We start from the raw sequence: 20,276 nt of genomic DNA on the forward strand, positions 1-20,276 counted from the left end.
ATAAAATTATCATATTCCTTGTTTCGTACGAAAGTTATCCTACCTTTGATAAATGAAACAAAATAAATCTGCATTGCCTATCCCTGAACCAACCCGCGCCGAGTTGGAAATCCTTCAGGTGCTTTGGGAATTCGGTCCGTCTACAGTTCGGTTTGTAAATGATAAGCTTAATGAACAAAGGGATGTAAACTACACCTCTACCTTAAAGCAGATGCAAATCATGGCAGAAAAGGGCATCCTTAAGCGTGATGAAAGTCAGATGAAGCATATTTATATTCCCGTTGATGCAGAGCAGAAAACAAAAGACCAACTTTTGAGCCGGTTTGTAAATACGCTTTATAAAGGATCTGCTTCGAGCTTAGTGATGCAAGTTCTTGGTAATGCCGATACATCAAAGGAAGATCTTGAATCGATAAAAGAGCTGTTAAAAAAACTAGAGAAATAATCCTAAAGAACCACCGCTATGGAATTACAAACTGCTATTTACACCACCCTTCTACACTCGTTGTGGATGGGTTTGATTTTGGCGTTGCTGACAAGCCTCATCATTGTTTCCACAAGGAAACAAAGTGCCGAGATCAGATATAATTTACTTGCAGGGACGCTAATGCTTTTTGTATTTAGCATCGGTTTTGTGTTTTATCAAAACTTTAGTAATAATGTGGATCAAGCATTGGTATCCGAACAACAGACTGTGACCGAATCGCAGATTTCACCTAAGGTCCAGGCGATTGCCAATGACAGCCTTCTAACCACGGCACGATCGGTAGTCTCATTCTGGGGCGACTACTCCAATCAGATCGTATTAATTTGGTTTCTGATCATATGTGCTAAATCCGTGCAGTTATTAATTGGCTTGCATGGCATCAGATATATAAAGACGAACAAGGTATTTAGTGCCGGATCATTGTGGGAACAAAAAGTTGCAGACATTTCAAAGAAGTTGAGTATTACAAAACCTGTATTAATTCTTCAATCTGGTTTGGCAAGAGTTCCTATGATAGTTGGCCATTTCAAGCCAGTAATATTGATTCCCTTAGGCTTGCTGAATGGTCTTGGGGTGAATGAAGTAGATGCGATTATCAGTCATGAACTGGCTCACTTAAAACGGAACGATTATTTGGTTAACCTAATCCAAAGTTTTGTCGAGATTGTATTTTTCTTTAATCCGGGGGTACTGTGGATCTCTAAATTAATTAAAGAAGAGCGTGAAAATTGCTGTGACGATCTTGCATTGTCCTGCACCGAAAATAAGCATCAGTACATTAAAGCTTTGATAGTTTGCCAAGAATTTAGTGCAACTTATCCTAATTATGGAATGGCGATCACTGGTAGGAAGAATTCCTTAAAAAACCGGGTGAACAGAATGGTGTTTGATAGCAACTCATCCCTTAACCGGATAGAAAAAACCGTTTTGAGCATTGGATTAGTTTCTTTGCTTGTATTCGCGACTGCCTTTACAACAGTCCGGAATTATGTAAAAGAGAACAATGTCTTAGCAGTTAAAGAGGTGACAGGTTTATTTGATACTACTTCGCAGGACACATCAAAGAGACCCGCTGCAAGAAAAGAATTTAAAAAAACACTAGCTTTAAAACCAAAAAAAACCAGTGTAAAATCATCTCGGCAAAATCTGGAGGACGTTAAGGCGTATCAAGAGGAAGTCAAAGCTTACCAAGCGGATGTTAAAAGATATCAGGCAGATGTCAGGCGTCAACAAAACCAAATCAAGTCTTATCAGGCAGACATATCGAGGTATCAAACAGAGCTCAAGAAATACCAGTCTGATGTAGCTAAGTATGCTGCAAGCCCCAACACCAATAAACTCCCCACCGTACCTACAGTACCTGTGATTCCGGTTACCCCAATAGCGCCTATTGTGCCAATGGTTCCAGTTCAGCCGGAAGTAACAACAATAAATGCTGTTGCAGGCAATCCAATATCTGTAACTGTGAACAGGCCATTAAATATTTCTGTTCCTATTAGACCTGGCAGTGGTAAAACCGCCGCTAGAGCAAAAGATGGCGACATGACAGAAGAACTCAGAAGGCAGGGCTTGCTCAAAGACACGAAAAACTTCAAGTACACCTTAAATGAGGAAAGCCTTATTATCAATGGCGTTAAGCAACCAGAAAACATTCATAGGAGGTACATAAAATACCTGAAGAATAAAAAAGGTACCATCACCACCACAGTAAGTACAGATTAATTTAACGTTCAATCACTCTTATTATGAAAATTCTAGCGCGGGCTATTACAGCCCTATGGCTTTGTATTGTTCCAATCTTAGTAAAGGGGCAGGTGGACACCACTAAAGTTAACACAGATAGTACTAAAGTTTTAAAAGAAGTAAGCGTCAGTGCTAAAAAAGCTTTTACCGTACGCAAGCTAGACCGGGTTGTTGTTAATGTTGATGCCTTGATTTCCAATGCAGGTACATCTGCACTGGAAGTATTGGAGAAATCACCCGGCATTCAGGTGGATCAGAATGGTACGATTAGTCTCAAGGGAAAAAGTAACGTGGCCATTTTTATCGATGATAAACCAACGTCACTGTCCGGAGAAGATTTACAGAACTACCTGAAATCCCTCCCTTCTTCCTCCTTAGAGCAAATTGAAATTATGACTAATCCGCCTGCACGTTATGATGCTGCCGGAAACGGAGGGGTGATCAACATCCGCACGAAGAAAGGAACAACGAGAGGACTGAATGGCGGCTTTACGCTGGCTATTAATCAAGGAAAGATGACCAGGTCACCAAATAGTTTCAACCTGAACTTAAAAGACGGTAAAATGAACTATTTTACCAATCTAAGCTATAATTACAACCACAGCTTTTCGGACTTGGACATCAACAGGCGTTATAAAAATGAGGATGGAACTACCAAATCATTTTTTAATCAAAATAGCTTCTTCGACAGGGATGGACATTCGGGAAACTTAAAAATAGGTGCAGATTATTACCAATCTAAAGAGACAACATGGGGTTTAGTTTTAACAGGAATGGGAAGAAGATCGAAGCAGGAAAACAACAACACCAGCAAGTTACTGAATCCCTCAAGCCAACTAGACTCTACGATTACGGCAAGAAACGTCGACAAAATAAAGTTTTATAATGGAGGTATCAACTTGAATTATCGTCACCAGTTTGATACTACAGGACATGGAATCACTGCGGATGCAGATTACCTGACATTCGACAATCAAACAGATCAACGCTATTACAACTCCAGTTATTTCGCCAATGGGGACTTAAAGTCGCAGGACATATTAAGCGGCGACCTTCCTTCGAAAATTGACATTTACTCCATTAAGACGGATTATACACTTCCTATGGCAAAGTCCTGGAAATTGGACGCTGGCTTAAAAATGAGCTTTACCAAAACTGATAATACAGCTGATTATGCCTATACGGTAGCAGGATTCACAAAGCCCGACTATGACAAAAGCAATCACTTTATTTTTAAAGAACGAATAGGTGCGGCCTACCTGAATTTCAGTAAAGAAATAAAACACTTTTCGGTTCAGCTTGGTCTAAGAGCAGAAGATACTCGATCCAATGGAAATCAGCTTGGAAACCTGTTGAAGCCGGATTCGACATTTAAACGCTCCTATGCAAGCTTGTTTCCAACCTTCTATGTGCAATATAAAATTGATTCGGCGAGTACTCATCAACTGGGCTTCAATTACGGAAGACGAATTGACCGCCCCTATTATCAGGATTTAAACCCCTTTATTTCTCCACTCGATAAATTCACTTTCTACGTGGGAAATCCTTTTCTAAAGCCCGCTTACGTTCAAAGCCTGGAGTTGTCTTACACCTTTAAAAACAAGTATACGTTAACATCCTCGTATTCAAACTCGAAGGATGAAGTTAACGAAACGATCGAAATAACCAATGGAATGTATTACAGTCGGCCTGCGAATTTAGGTAGGCAAATTGTGAAAAGTCTTTCCTTCAACGGAACCTTCGATCCATTGACATGGTTAAGTATCAACCTATATAGCGAACTGACAAATGTTGCAGTCAAAAGTGAGTTCTACACTGGCACGTTAAATACCTCCGGAACCTTTTCCTTTTCAAACGCAAATGCGAGGATTACTCTTGGCAATGGATGGGATGCGGAGCTAAGCGGAAACTATAGGAACAGAATGTATAACGCGCAATTTGTATTGGGCGAAATCTGGTCGGCCAATACTGCAGTGCAAAAAAAGCTCAGCTCAAGCGCTACGCTTAAGCTGAGCCTCAATGATGTTTTTTACACTAGTATCAGGACTGGTATAATTAATAACCTGGCGCAGACCGAGGCAAACTGGATCAACAAATCCGACTCAAGAAATGCGGTCTTGTCTTACACTTACCGTTTTGGAAAATCATTTTCATCTGCCTCGAAACGAAATGATTCTGGTGCAAGCGAGGAAAAGAACAGAGTTAAAGGTTAGGTAGGCTCGCTACTTGACCGATACCAGGCGCTATCCGACCGCTACCAACCCTAAATAAACACTATTGCCTTGATGCTTTCCATCCTCGGAACTGAAGCAAACGTAACAATGTACTTCTTTCCCGATGAAACAACTAATGTCTAACAGCACATTTAAATCTGAACGCAGACAAATGTTGTCAAAGACAACACTATCTTGCTCAGTTGGCTCGTAAACCAATACAGTGGCCAAATCTGAATACTGACAATACTGGGACTGCGGCATGTCGAACCAACTTAAGCGCAAGATCCCCTCCTCATATCCGAGATGCGGTGATTCTGGACCTTCAACATCTCCGAGGCTGTATACTAATTTAGGGTAATTAAGCTCCAGCTTCTCTCCTACTTCAATAAATGCATGATCGTAATTAAAGGAATGAGCGGCATTTACAGCACTATTGTGCTTCACCATTTTCTTAAACCCTATATCAACTAACTGGTGGATATTACTTAAAAAGGTACTTAGTTTGCCGAGACGATCCTGTGAAGATAGTTGTCCTTTAGACCTTTTCCTTCTACGTTTACGTTTTTTGTACAATTGCGTAATCACATTCTGACCTCTGTGCATCCTTCCAATTACGGCGCCGGTCTTATTTTTCATAGGACCTAATATTCCTGATGTTAAAATACCCATGGCTATTGAATTGCTGAATTTAAACTTCCTAAATAAGTACTATCGGATACCTGTTTACGATCAGCAGCCACGAAAGCTATATAGGTCTCTGCCTGCAAACCTTTCAAACTTGGCGGAAGAGCCAGTTGATCCGCACCTGTATTTCTGGCATTACCCCCAATTTTAACTAACGCTCTTTCTTTTCCAGGGAAATAAGCGATCATCATCACTAGATCCGTCGATTCTGGCCAAGGCATTTTTTCGACTGTTGCCCAGGTGAATGAAATATAATCGTCGGTAGCAGAAGCCTGCAATTGTTCGCCTTTTTTGAGCAGCCCTCTACTGAGCACAAGCTTTGAATAGTCAAACTCAAAGTCCGGATAATTCCCTGTTAGTATCGTCTGCCCATTGAGGGCCACAGCCATATTGAACGCGTTCATGGTGGTATCCTTGATTTCAATGCTAAAACCGACATTGAAAAACGGCTTAAACTTTTTTAACAGTTTGCTAGATAGTGAGTTCTTGCTTCTTACCTTCAATTGCGGCAAAGTCGGTTCTTTGATCGTCTTTCCGATTGTTCTTGACACCAGTTGTCCATTTAACATGTAGTAGACTAGCTTACCTACCCTACCTGTAACCTGGCCATTAGGCCCATTTTTTGAAATACCCATAATGTTTTGTTTTTTAGCAAGTTAGCATAAAACATGGGATATACGTGCTATGGAGGAATATAAACAAAAATATGAATGCGTCTGAAAAACAGGTAGATAGCCGGGTTGGGTTATCCTTGACTTATCCTTGGGCTATCCTTGGATTATGGTTGAGATATCCCTAAGATAGTTCAATGATATGCCAACCACAAGCCAAGGATAACCCAACCCTGTTTTTTATAGGTAATTTGGTTATTGTTTGCCTGGATTTACGGTAAGTAGTGTCCCTTTAAAACCATGGCTGGTGTTCAGGGTTATGTATTTATGCTAAAAAGATTAAAACTTCCAATGTGGACAATAGTTTTTCCAGTACTAAGCTGGATCGCTTACTTTTCCACAAACTTCATAAGTGCTGATCCCTTTAAGATCGTTTTGGCAGCATTACTAATATCGAGCGTTCTAGCTGCAGTACACCATGCTGAAGTAATCGCCCACCGGGTGGGTGAACCCTTTGGTACGTTGATTCTTGCATTGGCGATCACTGTAATTGAAGTGGCACTAATTGTTTCCTTGATGATTTCCGGGGGCCCCGAAACAAAAGAACTTGCCAGAGATACCGTCTTTGCAGCTGTGATGATCATTATAACAGGAATAGTTGGACTTTGTTTGCTTACTGGCGGGATAAAATTCAAAGAGCAGGTATTTGAGTTGAAAGGTGTAAGCGCTACGCTAATTACACTTACAGCTATCATCGTGCTTACCTTGATCCTACCGAATTATACAACCAGTAAGGCTGGAGGAGAATACACAACGTCACAGCTTATATTTGTGTCCGTTGTGTCGCTGATCCTTTACGGCAGTTTTATTATGATCCAGGCAGTGAGGCATAGGGATTACTTCTTACCAAAAGATGCTGGAACAAAAGGAGAAGAACATGCAGATCCACCTGGCAACCTGACTACCACGGCAAGTGTGATATTGTTATTTGTGAGTTTAGGTATTGTTGTAATTCTAGCCAAATCTCTTTCGGGTGATATTGAGCGTATTGTATTAGGACTAGGAGCTCCAAAATCATTAGTGGGTGTGATTATTGCTTCTGTGGTATTGCTTCCAGAAGGATTAGCTGCGTATAGGGCAGTGAAAAACAATAGACTGCAGACCAGTCTAAACCTTGCGCTTGGCTCAGCACTGGCTAGTATTGGATTGACGATTCCGGCCGTTGCCGTCGTTTCGATAGTTACAGGAATGGACTTGATATTAGGGATAGACACAAAGTCTACAGTGTTACTGCTACTGTCAATGATTACGGTACTATTTACGCTATCTGGAGGAAAAACAAATGTACTGCAAGGGATCGTACTACTGACGATATTTGCATCCTACCTTTTTTACACCATAATTCCGTAGCACTGCTATAATGCTATGGTCTGTATCTGCAAATGGCCTGGAAAAAATATAGAGCTAGAAGCTATAATAAATTTCCTTATACTAGTTAGAAAACGTATTATTGCTTTTAAATCCACCACGATGAAAAAAGCTCTAGAGTACACTAAAATAGTTGTTTGCGTTGTTCCAGTGTCAATTGTCATGCTTACTACAGTTCTTTTTGGCACATTGGCACTTTTAGTGGTGACTCCAGGAGAGAAACACAGTTAGTAATTTGGCTACTACGGATCGATATAAGCTTTTTATCCGCTAGCTATTCTTCAGAAAAGCCAGTAGCGGTCACAAGGCCGGACTACTAAAATTTTTAAACCATTTGAATTCGCAAATGTTTACTGCAAAGATATTCCCCACCACATTTTGCAAACATGATTAAAGAAAAACTTGACGAGCGGTTAAATAGCTGGGTGCTAGAGGTACCTAAAGGATCAGGTAGAAGGTTTTATAGCAATCCCAGTCCCAGCACAGACGGCGAACTTCAGTATACGGTGCGACAAACCGCCATAGTGAAAGGCAAACCTGTCTCCTTAGATAAAAAGCTACTCACTGAATCAATTTCAGCATCTGAGCCGGAAGCTTCAAGTATAGATATAGAAAAGCTTGAGCAATTACTAGGCAGCTTCGATACAGAATACCGCCGTAAGATTATTGCTGCGTCCTCCTGATTCAGCGGATATCCCAATAGCTCTCCTTCAGTTTGATATACTTACGGCTTGCTTCAAATATTTTTGGTCGTTCAATTGTTTTATCATAGAATCTGCCACCTCAGTTCGTGCAATTTTTAAAGAGAGATTCTTATATTCTCCATCAAATCCAATTTTGTATTCATTCTTGATATCACCCTGTGTTAGTGCACTAGGTCTAACTATTGTATAATCCAAACTGCTGTGCATTATATATTCTTCTTGCAATTGGTGGTCTTTAAACGCTTTCTTAAGTAATATGCCAAACATTATACGTTTCCAAATGAAATTAAGATTTTTATAACTTTCACCCATACCAAGGGTGGTCTGGCAAATTAGCCTTCCACACCATATTTGTAAAACACTTTTGATGTCAGGGGCAATGAATGAGGATCATTGCCTCTTATCCAGGGATAACCTTTTGCCTCTTGAGTTCATCGAACTGATCAAAGAACATTGTTTCCGTTTCTATATTCTCATGAAAACCAAATCTTCTGGCTTTGCTACCATCAGAGAAAAAATCATAATCCCATGAAAACACAAAGTCACCAAATACCCATGACGAGACATTTTCATAGCTATGTTTCTCTAACTCATATTTCTGCTGGATGCTTTCCCAAATAGAATCCTTATCGCTCATGATAGTTTGTAAAGACATATGCAATGGCGGAGCCACTTCCATTTCAAAGTAATTCGCAATTTTAGGCCACAATTCACTCCAACGAATTAAGTCACCATTTGTAATGTTGAAGGCTTGATTAGCACAACCGACGTTTGTTGCAGCCCAAACAGTTGCCTTGGCCAGCAAGCCAGAATCCGTAAGATCCATTAATTTATCATAAGCACCTGGCTTTCCCGGAAAGCGAAGAGGTAGTCCAAGTTCCTTAGATATCGTTGCATAAATAGCTATTACCATGACTAGGTTCATTGGATTTCCCAAAGCAGTACCTCCTACTACCGATGGCCTTAATGCAGACCATGTCCAATTTTTTCCAACTTGTTGTTTTTGCAGAAACTGCTGTTGGTCAATATTAAACTCGGGAGGCATGTGTCCGCCATCAGTTTCTTTGGCAGGAGTTTTAAATGGGCCATAATGAGCACCATATACTTTGTATCCCTGCATTAGGCTAACATGTTGCAAACTGGTGGCAACACGCTCAACGATATTTACAACGTTGACAAGCATAGTTAAGTTGGGCCCCACCAGTTCAGCCCAAGTGGGCCTATCCTGATAAGCAGCATAGAAAATATGTGTGACCTCGGTGAGTGGCAGTAATTTCTTTTTGCAATCATCCTCATTAAGCAAATCAACGGAGATATATGTTGTTTTGCTGGTACTTTGTCCGCTCCGGCGTGATAGGCCAATAATATTCCAATCGTTTAATTCCTCCAGGTAAGTGATTAGAATACTACCAATCACACCATTGGCACCGACTACTAGCGCTGTCTTGTTATTTTTCATGTTATTATAATTAGAGATATCCACGTAATGAAAATCTAATGTTTGACTATCTTGATATATCAAAGATCAGCAGAAGAAGTGTGCTTCCTTTTGTAATAAACTATGTTAGTTTTGTACTATTCTATGAAAAGATATAAGCAATTTGCACCTGTTCTGATTTCTGATTTTGAAGTATCAGAATGGATTCATCCTTTACACAACCATAATCATTATGAACTGATCTATATAAAAAGTGGAGTGGGGAACCACGTTATAAATTCCAAATCCATTAAATACAATGATGGTTCTGTTTTTTTATTAGGTCCGGAAGAGGATCATTATTTTGAAATAGAAAGAACAACACACTTTGTATACTTAAAATTCACGGATTTGTATATTTATCAAGAGGAAGAAATGATTAATTCAGGTCTTCGTCATTTGGAATACTTAATTAAAAGTAAAGAAACACATTTATCCGGTTTTACTTTTAATGTTCAAGATCAAGTTACGATAAGTCGTGTTTTCGATGTAATTATATCAATGAAAAAGGAAATACTGCGAAATGAAGCCCTTATATGGATGCAAGTGCTTATGCTAGCTCATATTCTACAGCGTAATATGCCAGAAATAAGATCTAACGAACATAGAACAAAAGATATGCAGGCAGTATTCTGTTACATTCACAAGCACATATATTATCCTGAAAAGTTGAAAGCGCAGGTTATGGCTGAACATTTCAAATTTACGAAGGATTATATCGGCCAGTATTTTAAAACAAATACTGGTATGACCATTCGGAACTACATAGGTAACTACAGGGGCAGTTTGATAAGGCAAAGAATTGATAGTGGTGGATTTGGTTTAAAGCAAATTGCGTCAGAATTTGGTTTGACAGATGAAAGCCATGTAAGTAAGCTACTTAAAAAAGAACGACATAATTAGGATTTAACGTCATTGTACAAAAACGTCCTCTATATCGTCGATTTTTAATTCACTCAATCGTGTTATCAATCTTATAGCATGATCTTTTGCTTTTTTCTTCACATCCGCTATTGTATAACCAGCAACTACAGACGTTCCATGAAAATAGATAGGGTCAACGTATTTCATTTGTGCATAATAAACTGTTTGTTCAAGATTTTACAAAATACTTTAGTTGACCGCGATCCGGGAAATAGGTTTTATCTCAAAAAAGGAAGATATACCTACCCTATCAATCTTTTTTTAGCTGTTACATTAGATTACACCTTGATGATATCTGGATTGTCAACAACTTTAACGACCGGATTTTGGTTTATGTTATTGGTAATTCTATCTAGATACGCTCGCCAAAAAATCACGATTAGTGCCATCATACCAAAGCCAATACCTACCCATGGAGTGATTTTTATGCCATAATAATTGATGAACCAACCTCCAGTAGCTGTCCCCAGCGATACGCCTAGATTTCCAAAAGAGGTTTGCAAACTATTTGCAAATTCTTTAGCATCAGGAGCTGCTGATACCATGTAACCAACACCTATCAAAAAACAAGGACCGTACATGATTCCCCAAAAACCCACTATTAAAGCTATACTGCTTATCGAATCGCCTATATATTCAAATGCAAACGGCAATAGAAATGTCCCTACAATGAAAAACGATGCAGTCCATAACATATGCCTTCCCAATAACCGACCTGCTATAAGGTTTGAAATCACCCCCATTACGCCAAATAAAAGTAGCATATAGCTTATTTGCTGTGTATTTAAGCCTTTTGCTTTTGAAAGGTAGTCGGCAAAATAGCTATAAGAACAAAACCAAGCTGTTATTAAAAATAAGTTTAATGCTGTACCAGCAATGAACGTTGGTCTTAACAGTATGCCTAATTGATTTTTATATGACTTAATTTCTTTGTTCGGCATCGCTGGAAAATATTTATAGATGACTAGTAGTGTTACAAGAATTACAAATCCTTGAATAATATAGCTCAGTTGCCAAGTGTAAATACTTGCGATAAAAGTTGTCAAGGGTATAATGGTCACTTGTGCAAGCGCTATACCTCCAATTATAATACTTGTTAATTGCATTTGGGTTTTCGGAGAGGCATCTTTTGTGGCAGCAGCGATTGCCATAGAGAAAAATGCTGGATGCAAAACTGTTGGCAATATTCTAAGTATCATTAACAACCAGAAAGGTGGACTGAAACTTGAAAGAACATTAGAAATTAAAAACAATCCTAAAGCACACATCATGACGTTCTTTTTATCAAATTTTGCGGCTAACAACACCATAAAAGGGCCAGTGAGGGCGATAGCTAATGCGAATCCGCTTAACAGATAACCTGCTGTTCCAATATTTATATCATAAAATTCAGCAATTTGGGGTAAGATGCCAATGATACCAAACTCGGTACTAATAATTCCAATAACGCCGAGGCAACCCATATACGCTATTTTTTTATTCATTATTAAATTCATATTAAACTGATCAGTTTAGTAAAAGAGAAAAAAATTATTTGTTAAGTATTTTTTGATAGCTCGTTTTCAGAGAGAGACTTATGTCCAGAAATTGGTTTTCATAGAAGCAACAGTTTAGTCTATAATTAGGGCTTAACCATTTGGATTAGCGTTTCTATCATCTCATATACTTTTTTTCGGTTTTTGTTCAATGCGTAATTTTTCAAGAACGCGCTGGATGAACAGGCAAAAAAAGCAGCTGTTATATCTGTGTTTATGCTATTTCTGATCGTCCCTTTCTTTTGTCCACTCTTTAAGATTTGGAGATAAACGCCTTCAATCATTTTTTCATTCTTGGATAATAGACGTATAATCTCTTCATCATCAGGAGAAACTTCAAAGGCAATTTTTACAGCTAAACACGTTCTGCCTTCTTTTATACTTTGATCTACTGACAATTTTAATATTTTTTTCAAATCTCTAATGGCATTTGATTGGCTGTCATTCAGTATAGCGGTTACTCTTTAACTTTAAAATTTAAATATCTGTCTAAGCACTTAATTAGAAGGTCTCTTTTGTCGCCATACGTTGGATAAATACTACTTCTATTAATCCCCATATGATTTTCCAAATCACTTAAAGAAGTCATATGGTAACCCTGAGCCCAGAAGAGATTCATTGCAACATCCAATTTTTGCTCATAATCAAATTCCTTATTTCTTGCCATGGCGTAAAAGTAATTATAAACCGATCAGTTCGAAATTTACAAGAAAGTTATGACAATCTGTTAGCAATTAGTCTTTCTTGATTGTAAACTTTCTTTGCAGACTGTAAATGGTTTATAAATTGACGGCAAAAAAGCATATTGCATATAAATATATAGTTGAGTCACTATCTAATACAAATCATTGAAAATGAAGGAAAACATAACAACCAGGCACGCTACGAAAGACGATTTGCCCAAGCTTGACACATTTCTGCAGATGTTGGTTGAGGCCGAACGCCCTTTTGACCCAACCTTGAAGGATGGGGATATTTTTTATTACGACCTTAAGACCCTGATAGCCGAAGACAGCACAGCAGTTATGATTGTAGAGGCCAATGGTGGTATCATTGGATCTGGTTATGCACAGATTCGCTCTGCAAAATCATACGAACGACATAATTTTTTTGGATATATAGGCTTTATGCTTGTAATCCCAGAATTCAGAGGAAAAGGAATTTATAGGGTATTAATAAACGAGCTTAAGCAATGGATTCTATCGAAAGGTATAACTGAAGTCCGCCTTGAAGTATACCACGAAAATGATGCAGCTGTAAGTGCTTACGAAAAAGTTGGCTTCAAGAAGTTTATCACCACAATGCGATTTGATATGAGTTAATTCAAAATATTTTTCTGTCGTTTAATAGAGATATTTTAATCGGACAGGTGCAAAACTGAATTTGACTTGCAAAAGCTCCTAGAAGAACATTTAAATCACCATAAGCCAGCTACGAGAGTATTGCGTCAGCCATTGTTGTATAAGCACAGTATTGATTCTGTATCTTTATGAAAATAAATATCACTAGTTTTTATAGGTATGATGTATAATGCAAAGAGAATATTAAGAGATCATATTGAAAAAGTAGTACTAACAGACAACGAATTTGATTTCGTCGTAAGTCATTTTGAATTACGATTTAGGCCTAAATATAAAGGGGAATTACTATTTTGCTCTGCTTCCATAAAACTTTGATTACAATAAGAATGTACTTAGTCTGGAATAACAAAAGCCTTTAGCTCTGCTATCTTTCCATCCTCAAATTTCCATATGTCGCAATATGAAAATTTTGTCCATTTTCTATAAGCATCTACCAAACTGATTTCTCCGGTTGCAATCACATAATTGCCGTCAGCAAATAAATGCTGGGTAAATTCTGGTGGCGCTAAATAAGCATCTTTAATATACTCCTTTACCGCCTCTCTTCCATTTATTTCGTGTTCACCAACAAACAGCCATTTTGTATCTTCTTGACAATACTCTATAATAACATCATAATTGCCGCTTCTGATAGCTTCATTAATTTCTTCTAATATTTCTTTATTTGTCTTCATGATATAGATTCATTTTAAGAGGATTTAGTTAAAATTGCCCGGAACTCTCTTGGAGTTTTACTGGTCTTATTTTTGAAAAGTTTACTAAATGATTGCGGATATTCAAAGCCCAACTGGTAAGCAATTTCGCTTACTGATAGCTCAGTTGAGCCTAAAAGCTCTTTTGCCTTTAAAATCAATTTATCATGAATATGTTGTTGTGCACTTTGTCCGGTGATACTTCGTAACATATCACTTAAGTAATTACTCGAAAGGCTTAACTTTTCAGCAAAGTACGACACTCCGGGAATACTGCTCCCTTTGTATTCATAATTATTAAAATATTCATCTAGTAAGAGTTCAAAATTTGATAAATGATCATTAGTTGCTTGCTTGCGGGTTAGAAACTGGCGATGATAAAACCGGTCGCAGTAACTAAGCAGCAATTCAATATGCTTAATTAAGATAGGTTGGGAAAAGGCATCTGTTGGTTTTTCATTTTCAGTTGCAATATTAAAGAGCTGAAGAGTAATTGCTTGCTCCTCGTCTTCAGCCAAATGTAGAGCCTCGTTTACAGCATAGGAAAAATATTGGAAGTGTCTAATTTCTTTAGCCAATGTTGAATTTTGTATGAATTCAGGATGCATTACCAGCCAATATCCTTCAAGTTCCCAATCATCCCTTATTTCTGTTGTAACGACCTGTCCGGGGGCAAAAAAAGTCATGATGCCATCATCAAAATCGTAATGTTGATGACCATATTGCATTTTACCCTTAAAGTTCTTTTTCAAAGAAATGCAATAGAAGTCATACGTGACCGACTCAAGCTTCATATCATCAAAACATTTAATTTTTGAAAAGTCTATTACACTGATCAATTGATGCTTTGGCTTTGGCAGTGCCAGCAATTGATGTAAGTCTTGAATAGACTTTATAATGTATGGCCTCATAACTGTTAAGCTAAGAAGATTATATCTTAATAATGTCAATCAAAATTAGTTGACAGTGTAATTTCCTTCCATTGTTCGAATTCAGCTTGTTCCTGCTTTCTTTTCTCAAGCACAAGCTCGTACGTATCAGAACCTAGTAACAGGTGTAATGGTGGATCATTCATTTCTGATATCTGAACTAAAATTTTCACTAACTTTTCAGGGTCACCCTGCTGTTTGCCGCTATAATCAGACCAGGTTTTCTCTGCTTCATCTATCCCATATCCATCAATCCTATTTTTAACATATTGAATTGAATTCATAAATTCTGTTCTGAATTGACCTGGTGCTACAACAGTTACCTTAATACCAAAAGACTGGACTTCTTGCGCTAATGCCTCACTTATACCAATAATCCCAAATTTGGCTGCATTATAACTTGCTGCATTCGCAAAACCCAAATATCCGGCATTAGAGGAAATATTAATATTATGGCCGTAACCTTGCTTGCGCAGATACGGCATGGCATGCCTAATTACATTTACTGAACCGAAAAGATTCACATCCATACTGCTACGGAACTCTTGATCGGTCATTTCCTCCATACTTCCTACTAGAGAATAACCAGCGTTATTTACTACAACATCAATCCTTTCAAAACGTGAAATTGCCAATTCAATCTTTTCTTTTACGTCCTGGTCAGAAGTAATATCAAGAGGAACGGGATAAAAATTTTCTTTGTTTATCCCTATCTGTTCTTCCAGAGGTGCTACATCCCGGCTTGTTGCTACAACTTTATGCCCTAATGAAAGTAGGAATGTTGTAAGCTTTAAGCCCAATCCTTTTGAAGTTCCGGTAATTAACCAGACTTTTTCGTTCTTTAAAGTATCCATATTTTAAAACATTTAGTTGATACAATGTTCATCAAATACCTAAAGCAAAAGGTATCCAGATTCCTTTACCTTGTGTTCAAATCACTTATGCTCGCAAAATAGTATCAATTAGGGACTATGGCCCTTTAGCTTAGATTTCAAAGGATATACTACGACAATAAGAAAAAGTAGCTTTGATAAAGCAATGATCATCAAAAGGTATGATCTTGTCTCAGGAAACGAAGTTTTAACAGCACGGCTACCAATGAGCAGATTGCCTTTGATATATCAATGCATTCATGTATCCGGACCAAACTTGAATCAAATCCTTATATATGTCGTTAACTATGGACAAGTAAGGCTTTAGTGTAAATAAAAGTTATTCCATCGAGCATCTTTCTTTTTGGCAGCAATCATATTTATCTTATTTTAGATCATTACTTAACCTGGTTTTTCTTTATAATGATAGCGAGATGTCTACCTTATTTATTCGCACTCATGTTTCCCCTTCTGGGGATTGCACAGCCTAAATCACTCATCATAGAGGTTGGACTGCTTTATAATTCAGAGTCTAATCGCTTTATGGATAATCAAATCATTTGGATCGAGGGTAACCAAATAAAGGCAGTTGGACAGTCTATCAAGATTCCGCCATCCGCACAAGTAATTAAATTGCCGGCCGGTACTATAACCCCTGGTCTAATTGATGCTCATACCCATCTTTTAACAAGCCAGAAATTACCAGAAAATCTTGCGGTGGATTCATGGATCAACTCTCCAGCAAGACGTGTTCTTAGAGGTGCCAGCTATGCTAGAGAGTATTTGAATGCAGGGTTTACTGCAGTTCGAGATTTAGGCAATTCAGGTCAGTACCTGGATATGGAACTAGCTACAGCGATAAGAAGGGGTTATATAATTGGACCTCATATGTTCGGTTCAGGACCTATAATAAGCGCAATGGACGGTCAATTTTACCAGTTGCCTTTCGAGGAGCGCAATAAAATAACACAGAAAGAGTATCGGGTTGTCAGCGGTGTTGAAGATGCAGTTCTGGCCGTAAAAGAACATGTCAATAACGGCGTAGACGTAATCAAGATCGTTGCTTTTGGGGAACGTTTAGGGCTGGAACTATCGGAGATGAAAGCAATTGTAAAAACGGCACATGCACATGGTTTGAAAGTAACTGCGCACAGCACGGGCGGAGCAAGCATGGCCAGTGCGATTGAGGCTGGAGTGGATGGCATTGAGCATGCTTACTATGTTAATGACACTCTATGGAAGAAGATGGTAGCTAAAAACATATATATGGTACCAACTGATCCGTCCCTTAACAGCATTATCCAAATGCAGAAATCCCAGGGGCAAACCGCTCATGATACAGTTGCTATTCTTGCTGAACTTAAGCCTTTGCGCGATCGCTTATTGCGTGCTAAAAAAGAGAAAATTCTCCTAGTAGCTGGTTCAGATGCTTATATAGACCTTCCAGTGTCACGTGGAGATGCAGCAAAGGAAATGTTAATAGCTTATCAGGAGGAGGGCCTTACGGTAGAGGAATCACTTCAAACCGCTACGCTAAATGCCGCGAAAGCAATTGGGCAAGAGGGAAGATTGGGAATTATTAAACAGGGCGTAAAAGCGAACTTAGTCATATTTAATGGCAACCTTCAGAAGGATTTCCGAAATGCTCTTTTCAATGTTTATATGGTTATCAAAGATGGAATGGTTGTATATCAAAAAGAGCTGGACACCATAAAGTAAAAATTTATAGTTACTAGTTGGAACAGCAATATTGGGCGTATTTCACAACATTGGTTAAAGTTTACTCTTAAAATCAGCTTCGATTTGTCTCATAAAACGAAGGTTCTAATAGCTCGTGAACAAGAAAGATATAAGTATTTTATAAAAAGGAAATTTGAAGATTTTGAATTTTCAATTGCCGTATTATTTTATTTTATCCAAAAAAAAATGATATTCGTATCTTACAACTGCCAAATATATCCCTTATGATTAAGCAATTCTTTAGATTATCAATAGTGCTGGCTTTACTTCTAAGCTGCAAAAAAGACGCCTCAAAACCTAAAATCACACTTTTTAGTAACGATTATAAGAATCTACAATTGAGTAGCGGGTTTAAAAACAACAGCATTTCCATTAATGGAGCCGATTGGTCTGTCGAATATGTGAAAGATGCTGCCTCAGGAAAGGCGTTTCTGGACCAGGCCGGGCAGACTGTAGCTTTGAAGACTTCAGGCAGTGTAGAATTACAAAACGGGTGGTTGAAATTGGAAAGAAAGCAGGCGGATGATCAGCTTATCCTTTCCTTGAAAGAGAATTTAAGTGCTAATCCAAGAAAATTCCTGATCGGGATCCTTGCTGATGGAAATCGAGATGAACTTTCTATTGCCCAAACCCGAGGTCAAGGTTATGCAATAGTGAAAAAAGAAATCACAGAGGTTACAGGAAGCAGGAATGAGTACACGACTGACGAAGGTTTGTATCCAATCACGGTAACAAACAACGATTTTATTGCTAAGTATTTAGATATTTCGGAGATCTTTAAAGATGTAAAACATATGTCTGAGTTGAGTAGTGAAGATGATGATGCATTTAGCTGGGTAAATACAAAAGATACTTCAATCTTTATGCAAGAAATTAAGAAAGACGGTACGATTTACTGGTCACAGAACGTACCCTATAAAAAGGGGCAGTCTTTTGAACCCTATGTAAAAATGGGTTCTAAAATACAGGGCCTTGTTCAAGCAAATACCACCGTTAGGATTAGAGGCAAAGTAACCTACTTGTCTAGAGAAAGTCACTATACCTTTACAATTAAAAATCTCTCTTCTGGCAATACCTTTGAGGTATCAGGAATATGGAAACAGAAAGTGCCAATATCTACAACTAGCGAAATATATTGATGCACATTTATATCTTCATATCAACATATAATCTTAGTAAGAAAAAGGGACAATGATCTTTTACCATAGTCCCTTCTCTTTAAATAAAGCGTTTAAGCATTATCAATTATTCTTTACTTGTCTTTATTCTTTAACTCGGTTACATCTGTTCTAATTTCCTGGGCTAATGATTTAAGCTCTTGCATAGCTTTTCTTACACGAGTGCCGGCAGCGCCGTTACCTCCATCATAGAACTTTTTTGCATCTGCCTCAATTGAAGAAATAATGCTTTTTAACTTTTCAAACTTTTTCATAATAATTTTATATTGTGATACAGGGTTAATTAACGTCCTAAAAACGTATCAAAAAATTAAAATGTTTTAGACTTATGTAAGTCTTTGCAAAAAACTAAACACCATTTAGTCTCGATACTCTAGCCCACTCAATTTCAGCGAATAAACCATAGTCTCAAAAAATGAACAAATATTTTGATTATCACCCTGGTTGTTTTAGCAGTAATGCGCATCTACTGAATAACCTTAATAATACACTCGACTGTTAAGTTTGTCTTTGTCGCAGTGACCCCGGATATGATTGCATCACCTGCTTTAACAGCGGTAATTTTTGCTTTTTGACTAACCTTAGCAACGGTTGAATCTGATGAAGACCAAACTACCGACTTATCTTTAGCAACGAATGGCGTTATAACAGGATCTAACTGAAGAGATTGTCCTTCCTTTAATGTTGCCATCGCTGGTACTATGGAGATGGCAGTTACAACGCCATCGACGATGACAACATTAAATCTATCCAATTCTTTATTTCCCAACATGGCCTTTACAGCTGTTGTACTGGAGCAAGTGATTGAACAGTTCTTCATCTAAGATCTTAACTTTTCCTTCATCCAAGGATTCAAACCTGATTGCGGAAAAAGGATAATTCGTCATGCTTTCCCTAAGTTCAAAAGTCTGTTTCTCGCCTGTAAGAAGACGCATTGTATAACCATGGAAGTTAAAAAAGCGCTCTACTGGAGCTTTAACTTCGGTTGTTTTAGAACATCCCGAAAAGAATATGATTGAACTAATAAATATGAATAAGCATCTTGTATTCTTCATCTGGTACATTCTTAATTATAAAATAAAGATCAAAACCATATGTTAAAAAACAAGTATCATAAAATTAAGAACACCTGCTTAGTAATCACCTTTGTCCTAGCCGTGAATTCATAATAATGGATCACTCAATAATTTTTACTACTTTTTTTGCTTCAACTGAAACACATTTCCTTCAGGATCTTCTCCATCGCATAGCCAGTAATCATAGTTGTCAAAAGTTTTAATTTCCCTCATTACTACATTTTGACTTATGAAATGCCTTCTAACTTCATTAATGCCTTCATTTATTTCAAAAACTATTTTAGTATTGTTATCAAACTTGAATGAATCATCACTTGCATTCAAATATTTGTGACCAATCTTATGAAGACCTATCTTGCTAGTACCTATGTCTAAAAGTGCCCATTTGGACTCATATTCTTCAACTATTCTCAGATTGAAAACATTAGCATAAAAAGACTTTAACCTGTCAACATTTTGAACATAAATTATTATTGTGTCTAACTTGACCTTTATCTCCATGAATTGTTCTATATTAATTTAAAATTGCGCGTAAGAAATATGATTCATTTTTTTATTTGAAATGGGAATCTAATACAATAATTTGAATAGGTTCTTGTCGCAAACAACGAAGGTATCA

Annotated in this window: 25 protein-coding genes; 10 read left to right on the forward strand and 15 right to left on the reverse strand. The window is 37.8% G+C overall.

Features of this window, described 5'->3' with window-relative positions:
- Positions 1-52 precede the first annotated feature (52 nt).
- From WKF66_RS20675 to WKF66_RS20685, 3 genes are read left to right on the forward strand one after another with little or no spacing between them, the layout of a single operon-like run.
- Positions 53-445, forward strand: a complete 393-nt coding sequence (locus WKF66_RS20675; RefSeq protein WP_489676409.1) for a BlaI/MecI/CopY family transcriptional regulator — start codon at positions 53-55, stop codon at positions 443-445.
- Between the two features lie 18 nt (positions 446-463).
- Positions 464-2,209, forward strand: a complete 1,746-nt coding sequence (locus WKF66_RS20680; protein WP_489676410.1) for a M56 family metallopeptidase — start codon at positions 464-466, stop codon at positions 2,207-2,209.
- Positions 2,210-2,232: 23 nt separating this feature from the next.
- Positions 2,233-4,443 (forward strand): outer membrane beta-barrel protein, encoded by a 2,211-nt coding sequence (locus WKF66_RS20685; RefSeq protein WP_489676411.1) that lies wholly within the window; start codon positions 2,233-2,235, stop codon positions 4,441-4,443.
- 30 nt (positions 4,444-4,473) lie between these two features.
- Here WKF66_RS20685 and WKF66_RS20690 read toward each other — a convergent pair whose 3' ends face one another.
- Positions 4,474-5,082, reverse strand: coding sequence for a DUF6266 family protein (locus WKF66_RS20690; RefSeq protein ID WP_489676412.1), 609 nt, complete (start codon positions 5,080-5,082; stop codon positions 4,474-4,476).
- Positions 5,083-5,117: 35 nt separating this feature from the next.
- The gene (locus WKF66_RS20695; RefSeq protein WP_489676413.1) at positions 5,118-5,765 is read right to left on the reverse strand and encodes a DUF6266 family protein; all 648 of its coding nucleotides are present in this window, start codon (positions 5,763-5,765) and stop codon (positions 5,118-5,120) included.
- A gap of 276 nt (positions 5,766-6,041) precedes the next feature.
- Here WKF66_RS20695 and WKF66_RS20700 point away from each other — a divergent pair, with 276 nt between their 5' ends.
- The 3 genes from WKF66_RS20700 (at position 6,042) to WKF66_RS20710 (ending at position 7,852) form a co-directional block, all read left to right on the forward strand.
- A complete protein-coding gene (locus WKF66_RS20700; RefSeq protein WP_489676414.1) occupies positions 6,042-7,151 on the forward strand; it encodes a calcium:cation antiporter in 1,110 nt (369 codons plus the stop codon).
- Positions 7,152-7,271: 120 nt separating this feature from the next.
- A complete protein-coding gene (locus tag WKF66_RS20705; protein WP_489676415.1) occupies positions 7,272-7,400 on the forward strand; it encodes a hypothetical protein in 129 nt (42 codons plus the stop codon).
- Positions 7,401-7,555: 155 nt separating this feature from the next.
- Positions 7,556-7,852, forward strand: a complete 297-nt coding sequence (locus tag WKF66_RS20710; RefSeq protein ID WP_489676416.1) for a hypothetical protein — start codon at positions 7,556-7,558, stop codon at positions 7,850-7,852.
- 27 nt (positions 7,853-7,879) lie between these two features.
- Here WKF66_RS20710 and WKF66_RS20715 read toward each other — a convergent pair whose 3' ends face one another.
- Together WKF66_RS20715 and WKF66_RS20720 are read right to left on the reverse strand one after the other, a co-directional pair.
- Positions 7,880-8,254, reverse strand: a complete 375-nt coding sequence (locus tag WKF66_RS20715; RefSeq protein WP_489676542.1) for an NAD(P)-dependent oxidoreductase — start codon at positions 8,252-8,254, stop codon at positions 7,880-7,882.
- A gap of 19 nt (positions 8,255-8,273) precedes the next feature.
- Positions 8,274-9,332 carry an SDR family oxidoreductase gene (locus WKF66_RS20720; protein ID WP_489676417.1) on the reverse strand — a complete coding sequence of 353 codons (1,059 nt, stop codon included), beginning with the start codon at positions 9,330-9,332 and terminating at the stop codon, positions 8,274-8,276.
- A 123-nt stretch (positions 9,333-9,455) separates the two neighbouring features.
- Here WKF66_RS20720 and WKF66_RS20725 point away from each other — a divergent pair, with 123 nt between their 5' ends.
- A complete protein-coding gene (locus tag WKF66_RS20725; RefSeq protein WP_489676418.1) occupies positions 9,456-10,253 on the forward strand; it encodes an AraC family transcriptional regulator in 798 nt (265 codons plus the stop codon).
- A gap of 9 nt (positions 10,254-10,262) precedes the next feature.
- Here the strand turns inward: WKF66_RS20725 and WKF66_RS20730 are convergent, their stop codons facing one another.
- The 4 genes from WKF66_RS20730 to WKF66_RS20745 all read right to left on the reverse strand — a co-directional run bounded on the left by WKF66_RS20730 (position 10,263) and on the right by WKF66_RS20745 (position 12,476).
- On the reverse strand, positions 10,263-10,421 hold the full coding sequence (locus WKF66_RS20730) for a hypothetical protein (RefSeq protein WP_489676419.1): 159 nt from the start codon (positions 10,419-10,421) through the stop codon (positions 10,263-10,265).
- Between the two features lie 131 nt (positions 10,422-10,552).
- Positions 10,553-11,758 carry an MFS transporter gene (locus WKF66_RS20735; protein WP_489676420.1) on the reverse strand — a complete coding sequence of 402 codons (1,206 nt, stop codon included), beginning with the start codon at positions 11,756-11,758 and terminating at the stop codon, positions 10,553-10,555.
- Positions 11,759-11,895: 137 nt separating this feature from the next.
- Positions 11,896-12,225 (reverse strand): hypothetical protein, encoded by a 330-nt coding sequence (locus WKF66_RS20740; RefSeq protein ID WP_489676421.1) that lies wholly within the window; start codon positions 12,223-12,225, stop codon positions 11,896-11,898.
- 41 nt (positions 12,226-12,266) lie between these two features.
- Complete coding sequence (locus tag WKF66_RS20745) at positions 12,267-12,476, reverse strand: TetR/AcrR family transcriptional regulator (RefSeq protein WP_489676422.1); 210 nt, start codon at positions 12,474-12,476, stop codon at positions 12,267-12,269.
- Positions 12,477-12,663: 187 nt separating this feature from the next.
- On the opposite strand from WKF66_RS20745, the gene WKF66_RS20750 reads away from it, so the two are divergent.
- On the forward strand, positions 12,664-13,131 hold the full coding sequence (locus WKF66_RS20750; RefSeq protein WP_489676423.1) for a GNAT family N-acetyltransferase: 468 nt from the start codon (positions 12,664-12,666) through the stop codon (positions 13,129-13,131).
- Positions 13,132-13,502: 371 nt separating this feature from the next.
- Here WKF66_RS20750 and WKF66_RS20755 read toward each other — a convergent pair whose 3' ends face one another.
- From WKF66_RS20755 to WKF66_RS20765, 3 genes are all read right to left on the reverse strand, one after another.
- Positions 13,503-13,844 (reverse strand): nuclear transport factor 2 family protein, encoded by a 342-nt coding sequence (locus WKF66_RS20755; RefSeq protein ID WP_489676424.1) that lies wholly within the window; start codon positions 13,842-13,844, stop codon positions 13,503-13,505.
- A gap of 14 nt (positions 13,845-13,858) precedes the next feature.
- Positions 13,859-14,614, reverse strand: coding sequence for a helix-turn-helix domain-containing protein (locus WKF66_RS20760; protein WP_489676425.1), 756 nt, complete (start codon positions 14,612-14,614; stop codon positions 13,859-13,861).
- A gap of 194 nt (positions 14,615-14,808) precedes the next feature.
- A complete protein-coding gene (locus tag WKF66_RS20765) occupies positions 14,809-15,645 on the reverse strand; it encodes an SDR family NAD(P)-dependent oxidoreductase (protein ID WP_489676426.1) in 837 nt (278 codons plus the stop codon).
- Positions 15,646-16,122: 477 nt separating this feature from the next.
- On the opposite strand from WKF66_RS20765, the gene WKF66_RS20770 reads away from it, so the two are divergent.
- The gene (locus WKF66_RS20770; protein WP_489676427.1) at positions 16,123-17,382 is read left to right on the forward strand and encodes an amidohydrolase family protein; all 1,260 of its coding nucleotides are present in this window, start codon (positions 16,123-16,125) and stop codon (positions 17,380-17,382) included.
- Positions 17,383-17,627: 245 nt separating this feature from the next.
- Entirely contained in the window at positions 17,628-18,542 is a 915-nt protein-coding gene (locus WKF66_RS20775; RefSeq protein WP_489676428.1) for a hypothetical protein, read from the forward strand.
- 113 nt (positions 18,543-18,655) lie between these two features.
- On the opposite strand, the gene WKF66_RS20780 is transcribed toward WKF66_RS20775, so the two are convergent.
- From WKF66_RS20780 to WKF66_RS20795, 4 genes are all read right to left on the reverse strand, one after another.
- Positions 18,656-18,835: a histone H1 gene (locus WKF66_RS20780; protein ID WP_489676429.1), complete on the reverse strand. Its 180-nt coding sequence runs from the start codon at positions 18,833-18,835 to the stop codon at positions 18,656-18,658.
- A gap of 212 nt (positions 18,836-19,047) precedes the next feature.
- Positions 19,048-19,353: an Ig-like domain-containing protein gene (locus tag WKF66_RS20785; RefSeq protein ID WP_489676430.1), complete on the reverse strand. Its 306-nt coding sequence runs from the start codon at positions 19,351-19,353 to the stop codon at positions 19,048-19,050.
- Positions 19,340-19,636, reverse strand: a complete 297-nt coding sequence (locus WKF66_RS20790) for a hypothetical protein (protein WP_489676431.1) — start codon at positions 19,634-19,636, stop codon at positions 19,340-19,342. Before WKF66_RS20790 ends, WKF66_RS20785 begins: the two co-directional genes overlap by 14 nt.
- A 138-nt stretch (positions 19,637-19,774) precedes the next feature.
- Positions 19,775-20,158, reverse strand: coding sequence for a VOC family protein (locus WKF66_RS20795; protein WP_489676432.1), 384 nt, complete (start codon positions 20,156-20,158; stop codon positions 19,775-19,777).
- Between the last annotated feature and the right edge of the window lie 118 nt (positions 20,159-20,276).

It is taken from the genome of Pedobacter sp., from assembly GCF_037719805.1.
GTDB lineage: Bacteria > Bacteroidota > Bacteroidia > Sphingobacteriales > Sphingobacteriaceae > Pedobacter.

Excerpts from the sequence above, each read along its gene's own strand:
- WKF66_RS20675 (WP_489676409.1), top strand. The coding sequence starts at position 53 with ATGAAACAAAATAAATCTGCATTGCCTATCCCTGAACCAACCCGCGCC.
- WKF66_RS20680 (WP_489676410.1), top strand. The coding sequence starts at position 464 with ATGGAATTACAAACTGCTATTTACACCACCCTTCTACACTCGTTGTGG.
- WKF66_RS20685 (WP_489676411.1), top strand. The coding sequence starts at position 2,233 with ATGAAAATTCTAGCGCGGGCTATTACAGCCCTATGGCTTTGTATTGTT.
- WKF66_RS20690 (WP_489676412.1), bottom strand. The coding sequence starts at position 5,082 with ATGAAAAATAAGACCGGCGCCGTAATTGGAAGGATGCACAGAGGTCAG.
- WKF66_RS20695 (WP_489676413.1), bottom strand. The coding sequence starts at position 5,765 with ATGGGTATTTCAAAAAATGGGCCTAATGGCCAGGTTACAGGTAGGGTA.
- WKF66_RS20700 (WP_489676414.1), top strand. The coding sequence starts at position 6,042 with ATGGCTGGTGTTCAGGGTTATGTATTTATGCTAAAAAGATTAAAACTT.
- WKF66_RS20705 (WP_489676415.1), top strand. The coding sequence starts at position 7,272 with ATGAAAAAAGCTCTAGAGTACACTAAAATAGTTGTTTGCGTTGTTCCA.
- WKF66_RS20710 (WP_489676416.1), top strand. The coding sequence starts at position 7,556 with ATGATTAAAGAAAAACTTGACGAGCGGTTAAATAGCTGGGTGCTAGAG.
- WKF66_RS20720 (WP_489676417.1), bottom strand. The coding sequence starts at position 9,332 with ATGAAAAATAACAAGACAGCGCTAGTAGTCGGTGCCAATGGTGTGATT.
- WKF66_RS20725 (WP_489676418.1), top strand. The coding sequence starts at position 9,456 with ATGAAAAGATATAAGCAATTTGCACCTGTTCTGATTTCTGATTTTGAA.
- WKF66_RS20730 (WP_489676419.1), bottom strand. The coding sequence starts at position 10,421 with ATGAAATACGTTGACCCTATCTATTTTCATGGAACGTCTGTAGTTGCT.
- WKF66_RS20735 (WP_489676420.1), bottom strand. The coding sequence starts at position 11,758 with ATGAATAAAAAAATAGCGTATATGGGTTGCCTCGGCGTTATTGGAATT.
- WKF66_RS20745 (WP_489676422.1), bottom strand. The coding sequence starts at position 12,476 with ATGGCAAGAAATAAGGAATTTGATTATGAGCAAAAATTGGATGTTGCA.
- WKF66_RS20750 (WP_489676423.1), top strand. The coding sequence starts at position 12,664 with ATGAAGGAAAACATAACAACCAGGCACGCTACGAAAGACGATTTGCCC.
- WKF66_RS20755 (WP_489676424.1), bottom strand. The coding sequence starts at position 13,844 with ATGAAGACAAATAAAGAAATATTAGAAGAAATTAATGAAGCTATCAGA.
- WKF66_RS20765 (WP_489676426.1), bottom strand. The coding sequence starts at position 15,645 with ATGGATACTTTAAAGAACGAAAAAGTCTGGTTAATTACCGGAACTTCA.
- WKF66_RS20770 (WP_489676427.1), top strand. The coding sequence starts at position 16,123 with ATGTTTCCCCTTCTGGGGATTGCACAGCCTAAATCACTCATCATAGAG.
- WKF66_RS20775 (WP_489676428.1), top strand. The coding sequence starts at position 17,628 with ATGATTAAGCAATTCTTTAGATTATCAATAGTGCTGGCTTTACTTCTA.
- WKF66_RS20780 (WP_489676429.1), bottom strand. The coding sequence starts at position 18,835 with ATGAAAAAGTTTGAAAAGTTAAAAAGCATTATTTCTTCAATTGAGGCA.
- WKF66_RS20785 (WP_489676430.1), bottom strand. The coding sequence starts at position 19,353 with ATGTTGGGAAATAAAGAATTGGATAGATTTAATGTTGTCATCGTCGAT.
- WKF66_RS20790 (WP_489676431.1), bottom strand. The coding sequence starts at position 19,636 with ATGAAGAATACAAGATGCTTATTCATATTTATTAGTTCAATCATATTC.
- WKF66_RS20795 (WP_489676432.1), bottom strand. The coding sequence starts at position 20,158 with ATGGAGATAAAGGTCAAGTTAGACACAATAATAATTTATGTTCAAAAT.